Genomic DNA, 15,592 nt, shown 5'->3' on the forward strand with positions numbered 1-15,592 from the left:
CCATATTCATCAGTGGAACCAGCCTTTAATTTTATCCATGGCCGATTCCCCTGTTTTTTTGTCTTTTTTGTTAAGAAGCGTATTGGCGAAGATTCCGACTGCAACACCAACAGCAGTACCGACACCCGGAATTGGAACAGCGGCTGTGAATAATGCAACACTTGCAGCTTGTACCGCACCGCCCACCGCTGTATCGATTGCCGTATCCACTGTGGCACGTGTGTGGGCCTCGGCTCCTGTTAGCCCGTCATCTTTTGCATTATGGTAATTGCTGTAGTAGTTCAGGCCGGCCGATACAGGGCCAAGTGCTTTTGTAAATCCTTTTGCAGCCCCATTGGTAAAAATCCCTTTTACATCTACAGCATCTTTGAATGACTTACCCGCACCTGCTACAGTAGCTTTACCAACCGTTTTGGCTTTTTCGGCAATGGTCGCTTGATCATTCCAGTATTTTAGCGATGAATGCTCTTTTAAGGCAGCTTCCCCAACTTTGGACCAGCCTGATTGTCCCTTTTTTTGCGTAGCAAACTTTAAGGTTGCCCGATTATTTGCCTGCTGCTGGTAATGTTTTGGTTTCCATGCTTTATTTCCTTTTGGCAATTTATAATTAAACTCGCGCATTGCTTTTGCATCCGGTGTTACACGTAAATAATGGAGGGCACGTTCACTGGCAAGCATACGGTATACATTTCGTCCTGTTCTCGCATCACGCACCAACTCCATTTTCAGTCCGCCGTTTTTCCCTGCCATGAACATGCCAAAGCTTTCAACTGCGCCATTGACCGCGGTATTAAATTTCTTTGCATTCCCTACATCTTCTTTATGTCCCATAACTGTTTCGTCTGCAGATGTGACATCGCCCGGTTTTTCCTCTACAGGCTCTTCTGTCACTTCTTGAACTGGATTTGTTCGGCTTGTTAAATTTGTTAAAAGGGCTGTCGTTGAAGCATATTGCGCCCAATGTTCAGCAGGGAAATTCACATCGGTCAACCCTTCTGTAATCATCGTTTCAAGGTCTTTAATCCAAGTACTCATCGCCGCTAGATCGCTTTCCACTCCTGCAAGCACAGCTGTTTGGCTATTGTCAAACATCATTAAATTTTCAATTGTTGTATCCCGGTGGTTTTTGGCAGCCTGGATTTCGCTTTGTACTGCAGAATCATTGAGTTTCGGCAATGAAACAATATCTGCCACATTGTCCATAATTCCATTCGCTTCAGTTGTTAGGCCCTCCGCAGTTACTTTCGCATTATTCAAACCTTGTTCAACACCCGTTTCAAGAAATGTTTGTTGAATATAGCCGCTTTGATCTGGTTCGAGGCTGGTTAACGCGGCTTCTGTTCGCTGAAGAACTTCCTGAAAACTGTTTTTAAATAGATAAAAAAATTGTAAAAAGGGCATGTGGCAATCTCGGTAAAATGTACGTATTGCATTCCCACCTTGCCCTTTTAAAGATTCCTCAAGCTGAATAAGTCCCTGTATCGATGTCTCAATTGTTTTCATTTCGGTATCAAGTCTAGTCAGCATGGTTATACTGCGCGCAAGACCGCTATGAAAGTTTTCTGCATCCAATACTTTCATTATTCCATCAGCCTCCCATGACTAGAAGCGGCACCGTTAATAGTTGTTGATATCCGCTGATCCTGCTCTTTTAAATATTGCACAGAATTTTCCGTTGTTTGAATATTATTTTGCAGCACAGCCTGGTAGCTTGTTAAAACCTGTTCCAATTGCAGCGACAGCTCGTTTAATTTTGTAACAACATCCAACATATTCCCTTCAATTGGCGATTCTGCTTTAGGTTTCAGTGTTGACGCAGCATTCTCCATTACTCCCAGCTGTTCTTCAACATCCGCATATACAACTTTCACTTCATTCGACATATTCCTTCTCTCCTTTCCGTTTTTTTGCTTCTTATGTGTTAGCTTTTATCACCCTGTACCATTTTCGGGATTAGCCATAACAAGACAACGAATATACAAGCTATCAAGAGACCAATATAGAAAAACTGCAGCCCATTGCTTTTGCTGTCGTCATCAGGAATCGATTCGGTTATTTTGGTTTTCACTATTTCTCTTTCATTTGAAAACAGACCATATTTCATCGAATCGTAAGCAATCGTTTTCCGTTCTTTAAAATCACTTATAAAAAGCTCTTCCTTTATTTTCTCGTTTCGTTCTAATACTTTTGGCTTGAAATCCAACTGTTTTTGCTCCTCCCGGATATTTTTCCGGTTGTCCAGCAGGGATTCATTATGAAGATACTCTTTGTTGTCTTTAAATTCTTTTTCTTTAAATTCATTGGGATTGAGGTTATTCAATTCAGTAGCTGCAGACACTTGCTTTGTCTCTAAATTTAACGGAAAGCCGGATTCAATTTCGAATCCGACTCCCATTAATATACTAAATCCAAAAACAACTGCTAATTTCCTACATTTCATAAATCGTTTCCTCATCTTGTTCGATTTTACGATTTTTAATTTTGCTTACAATGAGTGGTACAAGTGCAAAAACCCCAATGAGAAGTGCAAGCACAATACTTGCAGAGATAATCAGTGACTCCGGACCATATTGAATCGATAAGTACACCTTCGACATCGGATCCTTATAATCAATATTGGAAGCCAGAAGTGTCAGCATTGGTGTGACAAAGAATACAATTACTGCAATGGTTACAAACCACCCAATTAGCGGGCCCACTGAAAAGCCGGCAAAAATAATTGTGGAAACTGCTGTTAATAATAAAATTGTGAATATCGTCCACTCAATCGAGCTCGTTTCATTTAACGAATAAATATCCATTCCGTACATACTAATAATTAGTCCGACAATCAGATTAAGCAAAGCAAACAATGCAATGCGCACACTTCGTTTATTATTTTTTAAATAGTAGCAGAAGTAGCCGATTAATAGTCCGCTGACCAGAACAATTACGAGTACAATTACGGGCGGTATTTTATTTTCCTGCACGGAAGAATTCAAGCTTTTCGCCGCAAGCGGTGTTGATAAATGATTGTAGATATGGCCGTTCCTTTGTCCATCGATAAATGCATTGTTAAGTACATCATGGATCGCGTTCCGGTACTTTTCTGTCGTCACCACATTTTCATTCCACTTGTAATTCAATTCCTCTGTATCTGCGTTGACGTTCTTCGCTTTTGATTCCAAGTCATTTGTAACCGAGATAATGTTGTCCTGGTTTGCCATAATACTGTTCATTGCATTACTCATCGCCATTAAGTTTTGACTGATGCTTTGTTGATTCGTGACAAGGCTGCTGCCGTCAGCTGGCGGCGTGGCAACTTCTTCAGATCCGGCAATAAAGGCATCAAGGCTTTGTTGCATACTGTCCGCACTTGTCTCAATTGCATCCAGCTGTGCAGAAATCGCTTCATAGTCTGCATCGACTTTTTCCATATACGTCAGGAAGAAAGAATTAACTCCTTTTTCCAAAGTTGCTAATTGGTTTTGTGAAGCGGGAACGTCCATTTGCAATTCATCTAAAATTGTCGTTCCCCGATCATTGATACCTAAAATCGTATTGACATGCGATGAAATCTCCTTAAAGTTGGATTCTTCGCTTAAGTTCGTTTGCACGACCGCTTCATACTGGGCCAGTGCACCGTAATATTCCATCAGCTTAGTCGTATTGTTACTTACGATAGATTTTGAGAAAACATTTTTCAGACGCTCTATTTTACCGTTATTCATCATAGGCAGCGCCATAATTTCCGCTTCTTTACGCTCGATTTCTTCGATTACGGCTGTTGCATTTTCAAAGGTTGGTTTTTTTTCAACTACTGTCTCTTTAACCAATTCACTTTGAGATTGTACAAATTGTTCCTGCAATTGTTTTTCCTGCTGTTGGATATGCTGGATATTTGCTTCAATTGTTGTCATCTGTGATGAAATTTGTGTAAGCTTTTCGTTTACTGCTGCAGTAGCACTTGCATTAACTGCGGCTTCCGGTGTCGTTTCGCCCGAATTTACAGCTGTAGCACCCACTTCCTGTTTCAGTGAATTCATGTTCTGGACTAAGCCGAGTAGTTTTTCGCGTTCCGAATCAAGCGCTGTAATTTTTGATGAAGCGATAAAGTTATTTGTATTGTCTGTAACTTTGCCGCTACCATTTTTCGCTTGTGTTGTCGGATCTGCTGTAGGGGTACTAGCATCAAGCTGATTCTTTAGACCAATCACTTGATTTTCGTATTGCACTAATAGCTCCCCTTCTACTTGCTTCAGTAGGCTGATAATCTCATTACGCTGAACGACTACTTCATCCGATAAATTTTTAACATTATCTTTATTTTTGGCCAGCTGATTCTCCAATTTTTGTACATCGGAATTGAACTTTTCATTATGCTCCATTAAATACGATTTCACTTCCACATAGCGGGGGTCATGCTCACTTTTCAGCGCGATGATTGAGGCCGTATTTGCATTTTGCAACGGTTGTAAAAGCTGCGGCTGTGTACTGTGATACTCTCGATATGTATCCACATAGGTAATAAATTGTGCCAGTAGCCCTTCAAATTCACCTGCGTTTTCGATATTCCCCTCAATCGGAGTGTCTTTAACAGTGGCAGCCAAATTATCGAGCAGGCTCTTTTGGCTTTCAATATCACCAACCACGCTTGCTAAATTCGGCCGATAAAAGTTGGAAATCGTATTTAAAAACTCCATCTCTTTTTGAAGAATCGTATCAAATTCATTTCGTACTTTCTCCAAATCCTGAGATACATAACTCCAGTATAATGTTGCGACTTTCCCGTTAACTCTTGCAGTTGCATTGTCAATTTCTCGCAATACTTTTTCACGGTTTGCCGCGTTCAGCTGACCGGAAACAGTATACTTAAACTCCGCTTTTACCGGCTGTTGCTCTTCATATGTCATGATGTTTTCCGAGAAATTCGAAGGGATATATACGACTGCATCGTACTCTCGATCTGTCAGCCCTTTTTCCGCTGCGCTTCTGCTGACAACAGACCATTCATATTCGGAATCCGTCGATAGAATCGGCTGCACTTCTTTTCCGAATTCCAGTGAACTTTCTTCTTTTTTTGAACCTGTATCTTCATTGACAACCGCGACTTTTTTCGTTCCATTCGATGAATCGAAAAACGGATTTTCTCCGATTGCCATAAAATAAAGGACAGGTGCTCCTACTATCAAAATCATGACGATTATGATTTTTAACATGAGCTTTTTTTGAGCCGTCATGAATAGATCTTCCTTTCACTATCAAAAAGTGGTATTTGGATTTTCGTTTCTTTATTGTTTAGGACATAATAGCCAAATCCTGCTTGTATCTCTTCTTCTTTACGGTCATAAGGAAGCGTGTACAATGTTTGATCAGATTTTTTCATTAATAGAACTGCCTGGCGAATTTGCTTCACTTCCGTAGTTAACACATCGTATCCCTTCGTTAAATCTGTAGAATTTCCTGATGCGATGAAGTTGAACCCTAAATAGCCAGCATTTTTCATCAACTTTGTAATCCGTTCCTGCAATTTTGCATCAATGCCCGAATTGAAACGGGCATAATCATCGACAACCAGCAAAATTGGTGTAAACTGCAACGTTTTGCGCTCAGCTATCGCCGAATTGGCATAAGTCATCTCACGTATTGAAAGCTGCCCTTCTATTTGCGTTATCCATTCTTCCACATCATCTTTAGATTCCAAATACGAAATCGATTCATTGTCGGTAAACATAGCCAGACTTCTGTCAAACGAATCAAAAACGCCGATATGCAGGACGTTGTTCTCTACTGCATTCGTCAACAATACTTTAAGCACATTTGTTTTTCCTTTTTGGGCTTGTCCCATAATCAGAAGGTGCTTGTTCGTCAGGAAATTCACTACGACAGGTCGAACAAATTCTTCATCCAGACCTATCGGATATAAATGCTGCTGACCCATTAATCCGCTGTATTCAGCTAATTGTTTCACGGTTAAATTAGTTGGAAGCATTGGAATCGGTGATGGTCCAATATGATCCTTATACTTTTCTTTTAATATCTTTACAGTTTCTTTAATACCTTCAATTACTTCGAAATCATTATCCCCGTTTGCCGGCAACAGAAGTTGCGAGAAGTTTGCTTCGTCTTTTTTAATAATTGCCCGACCCGGTATTGCTTCAGGTACTAAAGCGGTTTTCCCGAGGATTGTATAGGCTTCACTATGATCCATTAAATAATGGACAATTTTCGTCTTGAGGTTGTTCATGACCGCTTGACGAATCGAAGAAATACGGGTCGCCGTGAAAATCATATAAATGCCTAAAGACTGTCCATCCCGGACAAATTGGTTGAAGTATGTTTCCATATCCGGCATTTCATCTTTAATGAAATCAAAATTTTCTACAACAACAAAGATAAGTGGCAGCTTATTATCTGCAATGCGGTTATAAAGCTTGATATTGCCTACTTCCAGTTGCTGAAGCAGCTGTTTTCTCCTTGCAATTTCATCTCGAACCATTCGCATAAATTTATCCATTTTGCGCCCTTCTTCCATTAAGAAGAAATCAGCTGTATGCGGAAGTTGTTTTAATGGCAGCAATGAACCGTTCCCAAAATCCATCAAGTAATAATGGACTTCCTCAGGACTGTAATTTTCCGCAATATTTAATAATAATGTCAGCACGGTAGTTGATTTGCCGTAACCAGTTGAACCAAAAATACCTAAGTTCCCATCTTCCATCACGCGATAATAATATGGCGATTGACTTTGTTTTTCCGGTTCATCGACGAAGGCCATTGCAATATGTTCCTGAATTTCTGATGTAATGCCGTTTTTGTGCAATCGTTCTGCAAGTGGAGGCAGCCAAGGACTTTTCAGCTTTTCGATGTTGTACATTTCCTGGGTTTCTTTAATTTTGTCTACGATTGCTTCGATTTCGGAAAGCCCTTTTTGTTTACTTTCTTTTGCGGCTATATTTGATAATGGGATCAACCCTAAATCTGTTACAATTGCAACTTCATCTTCCCCGCCAATGTGCTCGGATTGATATGGAGCACCACTCCATGCTGATTGGAATAAGTCGTAAACTTCATTGTTGCCAACTTGCAAGTAGCCCCTGCCGGTAACAGTGATGGATGCGGCATCGGCGTTTTTAAGAATTTCCTTACTGTCGTTTGCATCCTGAACCTTTAATGCCACTTTGAAGCGGGCATTACTCCATATTTGATCATCTATGACCCCGCCTGGCTTTTGTGTTGCCAAAATCAGATGTACTCCCAGGCTACGTCCGATACGAGCCGCGCTCACCAATTCACGAATGAAATCAGGTTCTTCATTTTTCAGCTCCGCAAACTCATCCGAAATTAAAAACAGATGCGGCAGAGGTTCTTCAGCAAGTTGTAGCTTTACTAATCCTGTATAGTCATTAATATGGGTCACGTTATAGCGGTCAAAAAGACGTTGACGACGCTTCAGTTCACTGCGGATCGAGGCAAGTGCCCGATTCGTAAAGTTCACGCTACCTTCAATATTTGTGATGGTCCCTAGAAGATGCGGTAATGTTCTAAACGGCTGCGCCATCCCTCCGCCTTTATAGTCAATTAGCAGGAATGCAACTTCATGGGGATGAAAATGAACAGACAATGATAAAATATAGGTCTGCAGAAATTCACTTTTCCCTGACCCTGTTGTACCGGCTAATAGTCCATGAGGTCCATGTGCTTTCTCATGAAGATTCAGATACACAAGATCATCTTTTCCCTTCAGGCCGATTGGTACAGCAAGGGACTTGGAGGATTCATTTTCCATCCAGCGATCGCCAATTTGAAGTTCATCGGCTTCTTTCACATCCATCATTTCAAGGAACGTTATACTTTCAGGAATTGAATTTGTCATCCCTGTCTGATGATCCAGTGTCCTTAATAGTCGGGCAAAATGTTCATTATTATCCTGACGGTGGAAATCAAGTTTAAACGGAATATTTACCGCTTTTTTATCCTGAATTAATATGTCGCCTTCTGTATCATTTAAGTATCGAACAAGAGTATGAATATTGTCCGACAAACTTTCCTTTGCATCTGCTGCAAAAATGACTGAGATGTCCAAGTCTTTATGTTCACCTTCAAGATATTCCAAAATGACATGATCAGATATTAACTGCTGGTTTGTAATGATGAAAACAAGATGCGGAGTAAAACGGAGATTTTCTTTGTTCTCCTTAATATCGCGCTCGCGAATCATTTCATAAATCGTTGACAGCAGCTGATCCCGGGTTTTCTCGTTATAGATGAACCCGCGTGCATACATATTCGGAATATTGAAATGCGGCAGCCACTTCATCCATTCAACGTTCTCATAATCAGCTTCATCAAAAATAAAAACAAAGCGCAAATCATGATAGCTGTGGAAAAATGCAAGCTGGCCTATAATCTGGTGAATTTCCTTTTTTACAATTCGCTCTTTCCCGATTAGTCCAATCGGTCCTTTTGCCAAATTCGCTATAACAGGGACATCTGAAATCTCTTTGTATACTTTTTCAAGTTTTTGGGATTGTTCGATTAGATCGTCCATTTCGCGATTGGCCATATCATTCGAGTTCAAGGCAATGGTAAAGCTAGAAGGAACGATTCCTGTTCCTAAACGTAATTGCAGAAAATCATTACTTTCCAAGGAACGTTCCCAAATCCGGTCGGAAATCTGATTCGTCAAATATTTCATACGTTCAAATTTAGGAAAGTGAAACTCCATTGTAAAGCGCTGTTTTTCGGACAGCTGTTGCAACTCTTGCCGTTTGTTTTCCAAATAGGCCGTATAGATACGAATACGTCTTTCTTTCTTGCGCTTTTCATTGCCACGGTCTTTAAAATACTGCACGGTTGATGTAATGAGCGTCATGACGAACATGACCATCGTAATCAGTATAAAAATGCCGCGTGGTTGAATAACCGCGACAATCCCCATCACAATCAGCATGACAAGCGGCGGTAAAATGATGAGCCATAAACCACGGTTTGACGGGTCGTTCTCCTGTGAAGGAAATGACAGTGAAACCTTTTCTTTCGGCAGTTCATAGACCATTCTTGGCGTTCTTCTGTATATCGGGTATTTCTTTTTCATTTCCGATTCAGGTTCACTGATAACCGAAAATCTTGTTTCAAACTTTTCAAAGCTCGTCACTTCCAGAACATCCTCTTCCACTAGACGAAAGAAAATAAATGGTGTAAAAATCAAGTCTCCGATTTGGATTTCCTTAGTTGACTGCTTTTTTTGTCCATTTATATAGAGCATAGTATTTTCCGGAAGTTCAGCAATCCATTGTTGCCCCACCTTCAGCAGTGAAAAAGACTGCTGCTGGATTTCAGCTTCAGATTGCCAAACAACGTCTGCCTGACCGTCTATTGTAGAAAGAGAAATTTCCGTTCTATTCCCTACAAAATACGTCTCACTTGAAGGTCTTGAAAGAAAGAGAATGATTTTCAGCATTTTTTTGCCGGTACTGTCTTTCCACTCAAAAAATTGCTTAGGATTCACTTTTCCAAGCTGGCTTCCACTCTGTTTTACCGTAAAACCAAAGGAATCCTCGGTAATCTGGAGCGGGCCATCTGTAAATGGAATGCTTTGAATTGTTACAGTATCAGATGAATTATTCCCTACTGTAATGGAATTCTTTTTTAGTTGATTTAAATCTATGGACTGATAATAGTTGTCATAGAAAAATATAAGTGTACTCATCAAATCACCTTCTATTAGGGATTTCCTAATCATGTAATGTTTTTTTCGAAAGTGTTTTTACAATTTTCGGTTTGAAGAACATTAACTGAAGTTATTCGGCTCCCGCTTCCTTAGTTTTTTCCGGCTGGGCAGTCTTCTCCGCTTTTGCTTCGTTCGTACTTTCAGGAACTGTATTTTTTTCTTCTGCTTTTTCCTGCTCTTGCTTTGAAACGGGATTTTTTCCGTCATCTGTATTCACATCTTCAGATTCCAGCGCTTCTTTTAATTCTTCAAGCTGTTTTGTCACTTCGTTTATTTCTGTTTGAACTTTGTCAAGCAGCTGTTCGCGCTCTTCGCCGTCTAATTCTCGGTCAGCCTTGATCGATTCTTCATAATGCAACAGCGCAAGCATAATCAAATCTAAATCTTCCAATTGCCGCGCCACCGTTAACGCTTCCTCTACCTGTCCCCTGCCAATGTAAATCCAGTACTTAAAATAATCCGGATCTGTTTGCAGTGTAATGGTCTTTAAGACGTTTTCCTTTTGCTCTTCCGTCAAAGTTTCATTAACAATGTAGGCAAGCGATAACTCATACTGAATCACGTTAGGCATTTTTTCAACGTCATACTGTGCAAGCTGATCGATAATTTCACTGTAATTTCCTTGGATGTACGGTGCTTGTACAGCTACATACGCTTCTTGTTGCGGCTGTATTACGAGAGCTGCGTATCCGGTATAGATTCCTAACGGCAATAACACTAATAGAAGCCCAATCAGACTATACCTCACCCAGTTCCATTTTGTTTTTGCAATTTTTGTATATTTTTTCTCTTCTTTTTCCAGCAGCTGCAGCTGATCTTGGATGATGGTCAAAAGTTCTTGTTCGTCTTTCGCTTCCATTATTTTTACTGCCACCGGACTTAATTCAATTGACTTGGAGAACTGAATATATTGGTCAAACTTATATTTTGGCTGTACCGCGGCGGCAATGATTGCTTTTGTTTCAGCCCAAAGTCGTTCCTTATTTCTTTCATAAGGAGGGATACTCTCTTTTACTCCATAATGCAGAAAATAAGCGGTCAAACTTTCATCTATGAGAATATTTTCAGGACAAACAATGAGATGAAGCCGGTTTGACTGGTGTAGCATGATAAACCTTAATACCTTTGATGCAAACATCCATCGACTTCTTTCATCTAATGTTCGTAATTTACCGAATGTCATAAAATTCGGTTCTTTTTTATATGTAAAAATTAATTCATCTTCTGTTAACGTGATGTTTTTCTCAATGAAAGGATTGTTTTCTTGCAATAACGTAATTTCCAGTTCATTGGCTAATTTAATTTTTTCACGTTGAAACGTTATTACAACCTTGTCCTGTTCAAACTTGAGGGCCGCCTCTAACTGTTTTTCTAAATAGGATGTTTTTTTATCTGTCATCTCCATGACTCCTCACAAAATTTCTAATCGATCACCTGTTGTGATGCCACTGTTCACCAGGAGGTCATTCCCGGATAAAACTCGTTGCTTATTTGTATTTCGTACCCAGAACCCTTCTTTCGGTGGATAGGGAATCGACTTTACCTGCCAAACGATTTCAATTAACTCTTTGACGGAATAGGAGTTTGATAGACGAAGATCGAAGCACTCCCCGTTATACTGTTTTAAATCTATTGAAACTTCTATGTACATATCCTTCACCTCAACACATCTTCTGCAACATAGCGATAAACTTGGTCAAATCGGTCAGCAAAAACAAAAAGAGCGCCTTCATCCGAATATGACGCTCTTTTAAAACTTAAACACCGATGAAATTTAGCCGCGAATTTGTCCTGCAATTTGACGATCTGCATCTGCAAGAGCATGTGCAGTATTTTTCAGTTGTACTGAAACATCCTGTAAAAGTCGTTGCATATCTTGAATTGATGGACGTAAAGTTGCATATTGATCCGCGAATGCGCGACTTGATTCACCTTCCCACATTGACTGCAGTTCCTGAATCATGTTATCTAAACGCGAAATTTGTTCTTCTACTTGAGCACTTTCACTCCCATAGCGATTCGACATTGCCTCTAGTTCTGCTGGGGTAACACGAATAATTCCTGACATGAAGTTCTCTCCTTTTTGGCATTATTAAATTTCGCAATCAAATTCACAAAATTTAACAATCCTCATTTTCAATCTCATTCTATAGAACCTTCGCAAATAAGGTCAATAAGAATATAGCAAAAGAGGAATTTTATACTAATTTTTTTGGAATAAAATAAGCAAAGTATATCATTTTATGTTATTTTCTTTGTGATATATTTAAGTGGTATTATATAATAGTTCCTACAATTTGCTATAAAACCAATTATTTACTCTATATACGTACCCATATTTCAAAAGACTAAACCAATTAATTGAGAGGTGATAGAATGTCTTTAGCGTACTGGTATGCTCTGTTAAATAAAAAGCAAAATGATTTGAACCGTTTACAAACGTGCAATGGTCAATTAACCGGAAAGCAAAGTGAGTTCTCAAGCAATCAGCATCTTATGACAAAGCCAGAACTTACTTCAGCTACATGGAAAGGGACTTTAGCTGCACGATTCGATGACATCCGAATCGACGGTATTGTCGCTAGCTATGAAGAAATCCAAAATACTCAATTTTCCAGAACCTTTTCAACTTTAACTGATAAAATGGAGCAAATCCGTCTGGAGATTGAGTCAATCCGCGCTACGATTGCGCGTCTTGAAGCGGAAGAGAACAATTGATAAGTTCGTTATAGGCGGAATGACGAAGAATTTTATGAAAAAGGAGGATAAATATTTAGCATAGAATTTTTCGTCATTCAAGTTACCTTCCGACCACTCGATTTGAATAATGCTGAAATCATGATAAAAAGAATCAGAACTATTCCTAAATACCCCATGATGACATACAACTTACTGATTAAAGTTGTAAAACCGACTAAGCTAATCGCAAAGCCAACAATACACAGGAGATTGATAACGACCTTAAATGCAAAACGGTCCTGTTTTACTATTCGGACAGCCAGTATATAAAGAGTTCCTACAGCGGTACTGTAAATCATGGCTAACAGCACAAAGGACATGATGATTCCAACTGTAGGATGAATTTGTTTAGCAAGTTCCAGTGTCGGCATTTCGACTTCGGCCACAATATCCATTTTGGCAAATAAAGCTACATTAATTAGTAAAATGAGTAACCCTAGTATGATGCCTCCTAACGCGCCGCCTCTTCTAGCAACCTTTCTATTCGTTGCCGTTCCTCCCATTACAATAAGCATTGCCGCACCTGCCGCAATATTATAAGAAACATATATAACGGCGCTGGAAAACCAATGTGGTGATGCAGAAGGCTGGCTTTTCGCGATTACATTCAGCTCGCTCACTGAATATTCCATCGTAAACAATGAATAAATTAATAGAATAAATATGATTCCGAGTAAATATGGCATAAGAGCCGCCAGCATTTTAATGATACTTTCTGCATTAAGCATCAGTGTAATTACAACAAGTATTGCCATAAACAAGCTTCCTATCGAAGCATCCACACTGTACATCTGATTAAAAGTAGAACCTGCTCCAGCCAGCATAACCACCGCAATGCCGAACAGCACAAAGGAAATTAGCTGGTCGAGTACCGGACCAAAAAAGCGTCCACCGATAAAATGAATACCTTCCTTATGGGAAGACGTCTGTAAATCGGAACCAATCTGTGCAAGCGTCATCCCCAACATCGTAAAAATAATCGTCGCTACAATACATCCAAAAACACTCATTAATCCAAAACTAGTAAAGTACTGCATAATCTCCTGTCCTGAAGCAAAACCTGCACCGACAACTAAACTGACAAACGCCCCTGCAATTTGAATACTCTTTTTCAATTCGCACCTTCTTTATATTTCTATTTATCATAGATACTTTATGTACAGGCAGGTAGAAAACATGCTTGAATATAAAAAGAAGAGAATTTAGGATGAAAATAACCGTAAAAAAATACTTTAACCGCTATTTTTCTGGACGGTTAAAGTATTATAGAATGAAATATAACTTTTCTAATAACTAAACTTTACACGAACTGATGCGCTTACTGTCATTGTTCCAGGTTCTATCGGTGTCACTACCTGTCGGCTGCTTAACTGCATCGCTTTGTACGGAATCGGAGCGATCGTTTGCTCTTCTATTATTTCCACCGGCACCGTGTGTAATGTGACGCGCATCGTTTTAGCCATAGCTGTTGCTTTCCCCACGGCATCGATTAGAGCAAACTGAAGTGCCTGACGATAGTAAACATCTGTATCCATTATTTTAAACTCGATAGCGGATACATGGTTTGCTCCATTTCGAATTGCCGTATCAATTACCGTACCTACTTGGCCAATATCCGCTATTTTTACTGTTATGGCGTTTTGAACCTCGTAGCCCCTTAGCACCTGTCTTCCATCTATGAAATCATACGTTGGAAAGATATTGTAAGCAGTCGTCTGAATGGATTCTTGGGGAATATTTAAAGCCCTTAGTGAATCAATCACACGAGTCATAATAACCGCATTTTCCCCCTGAATCGTGCTGACATTTTCGCCTTGCGTTCGAACTTCGATTTGCACTTGCGCATAATCAGGCTGAGCAATAATTTCACCATTCCCAGTAACAGTCAATTCCCGTATACTGGCGACTGGTTGAAACATCATTTGTGGGTGATACAAGAGCTTCCACCTTTCTTATAGCCGGTTTCTGTTATACTATGCACTTCATTCCTTGGAGTTGTGTAAAGATGTGTGTGAGTTGCAACAACCAAACAGTCCCTCAACCTACATCAACATTTTATTGTTCAATAGAAAAGTTCAAAGATAAAGCTCGATTAACTGATAGCGTTTCCTCTGCACTGAATTTAGTCATAAAAAATACACCTCCAATTGAGATGTTTCTGACAATTGGGGTGCAGTTCATTAAGCTTCAAAAAATTTATAAGTGTTCTTACCCGCCAATTTTGCTTGATATAGAGCTTTGTCCGCATGTTTTAGGATCGTTTCCAGAGCAGATGTATCTTCTGCCGTATAATGGACTATGCCAAGACTTGCGGAAAGTTGATATTCGTTATCCCATGTATTGAGATACTCAAGAAGTATTTCAGCCTGTTTGGCAGTTTCTTCTTTAGAAGAAATATGAGGTAAATTTATAATAAATTCATCTCCTCCCAACCTCACTGCAAATACATTTTCGTGATGTTTTATAAATTTTTTAATTCTTGAAGATACAATTTTTAAAATTTGATCCCCTGCATCATGGCCATACAGATCATTTATCTTTTTAAACCCATCCAAATCAAGAAAGAATAAAGTCCCTCCTAATTCTGAATATTCCTTGAAAAACGCGAAAAGAAACTCTCTATTGTAAAGTCCTGTCAAAGAATCTTTATAGGCCAGTTTTTCCAACATTAAATAATATGAAAACATCTTCGCTACCTTTTGAAGCAAACTGATGCTTTTTGTATCAAAATGAGCAGCATCTTGATGTACCACACATAATGTGCCAAACTTTTCCCCATTTGTAAGGGAAATTGGGATACCCAAATAGGAATTAATATTAATTTTCTCGCTTATTTTTTTCAGCTCTTCAAAATCCGTTTCTTTACTGATATCTTCATATATTAACGGCTGATTATTTTCAAAATCAATTTGATTACAAGCCGTTTGATTAAGCTTTACTGCCATTCCTTCAGACAATAAAATATGTGAATCTGCATTTGAAAGCCGAAGAATCACTTGCTCATTCTCGGTGAATGAACTTAAATAAATCAGTTTGTCAGGCATAATTTCCTTAGCTAGTTCTAATACATCACTGGCGAGTTCATTAAAATTTTGATACATCTGTAATTCCTGCATTGGTATCACCATGAAATTACCTCCA

Annotated in this window: 12 protein-coding genes; 1 reads left to right on the plus strand and 11 read right to left on the minus strand. The window is 39.3% G+C overall.

The features are described 5' to 3' along the window. Positions 1-9: 9 nt before the first annotated feature. The 8 genes from MKY07_RS13330 to MKY07_RS13365 form a co-directional block, all read right to left on the minus strand. The gene (locus tag MKY07_RS13330; protein ID WP_339262610.1) at positions 10-1,581 is read right to left on the minus strand and encodes an LXG domain-containing protein; all 1,572 of its coding nucleotides are present in this window, start codon (positions 1,579-1,581) and stop codon (positions 10-12) included. After that, positions 1,581-1,883 (minus strand): YwqI/YxiC family protein, encoded by a 303-nt coding sequence (locus MKY07_RS13335; protein ID WP_008405092.1) that lies wholly within the window; start codon positions 1,881-1,883, stop codon positions 1,581-1,583. Before MKY07_RS13335 ends, MKY07_RS13330 begins: the two co-directional genes overlap by 1 nt. 38 nt (positions 1,884-1,921) lie before the next feature. After that, positions 1,922-2,440: a type VII secretion protein EssA gene (essA, locus tag MKY07_RS13340; protein ID WP_339262614.1), complete on the minus strand. Its 519-nt coding sequence runs from the start codon at positions 2,438-2,440 to the stop codon at positions 1,922-1,924. Beyond that, positions 2,430-5,219: a type VII secretion protein EsaA gene (gene esaA / locus MKY07_RS13345; RefSeq protein ID WP_339262616.1), complete on the minus strand. Its 2,790-nt coding sequence runs from the start codon at positions 5,217-5,219 to the stop codon at positions 2,430-2,432. Before esaA ends, essA begins: the two co-directional genes overlap by 11 nt. Next, positions 5,216-9,691, minus strand: a complete 4,476-nt coding sequence (gene essC / locus MKY07_RS13350; protein WP_339262618.1) for a type VII secretion protein EssC — start codon at positions 9,689-9,691, stop codon at positions 5,216-5,218. The genes esaA and essC overlap by 4 nt, the downstream gene beginning before the upstream one ends. A 91-nt stretch (positions 9,692-9,782) precedes the next feature. Next, the gene (gene essB, locus MKY07_RS13355) at positions 9,783-11,111 is read right to left on the minus strand and encodes a type VII secretion protein EssB (protein WP_339262620.1); all 1,329 of its coding nucleotides are present in this window, start codon (positions 11,109-11,111) and stop codon (positions 9,783-9,785) included. Positions 11,112-11,123: 12 nt separating this feature from the next. Further along, complete coding sequence (locus MKY07_RS13360; protein WP_008405084.1) at positions 11,124-11,363, minus strand: EsaB/YukD family protein; 240 nt, start codon at positions 11,361-11,363, stop codon at positions 11,124-11,126. A 123-nt stretch (positions 11,364-11,486) separates the two neighbouring features. Further along, entirely contained in the window at positions 11,487-11,780 is a 294-nt protein-coding gene (locus MKY07_RS13365; RefSeq protein ID WP_008405083.1) for a WXG100 family type VII secretion target, read from the minus strand. Positions 11,781-12,088: 308 nt separating this feature from the next. On the opposite strand from MKY07_RS13365, the gene MKY07_RS13370 reads away from it, so the two are divergent. Continuing rightward, a complete protein-coding gene (locus MKY07_RS13370) occupies positions 12,089-12,430 on the plus strand; it encodes a DUF5082 family protein (protein WP_014823200.1) in 342 nt (113 codons plus the stop codon). Between the two features lie 77 nt (positions 12,431-12,507). Here MKY07_RS13370 and MKY07_RS13375 read toward each other — a convergent pair whose 3' ends face one another. From MKY07_RS13375 to MKY07_RS13385, 3 genes are all read right to left on the minus strand, one after another. After that, positions 12,508-13,566, minus strand: a complete 1,059-nt coding sequence (locus MKY07_RS13375) for a hypothetical protein (protein WP_339262622.1) — start codon at positions 13,564-13,566, stop codon at positions 12,508-12,510. A gap of 171 nt (positions 13,567-13,737) precedes the next feature. After that, positions 13,738-14,388, minus strand: coding sequence for an SIMPL domain-containing protein (locus tag MKY07_RS13380; RefSeq protein ID WP_339262624.1), 651 nt, complete (start codon positions 14,386-14,388; stop codon positions 13,738-13,740). Positions 14,389-14,631: 243 nt separating this feature from the next. Next, positions 14,632-15,579, minus strand: a complete 948-nt coding sequence (locus MKY07_RS13385) for a sensor domain-containing diguanylate cyclase (RefSeq protein WP_339262626.1) — start codon at positions 15,577-15,579, stop codon at positions 14,632-14,634. Positions 15,580-15,592 lie beyond the last annotated feature (13 nt).

Origin of the sequence: Solibacillus sp. FSL W7-1472 (assembly GCF_037969775.1) — a bacterium.
Classification (GTDB): Bacteria; Bacillota; Bacilli; order Bacillales_A; family Planococcaceae; genus Solibacillus; species Solibacillus silvestris.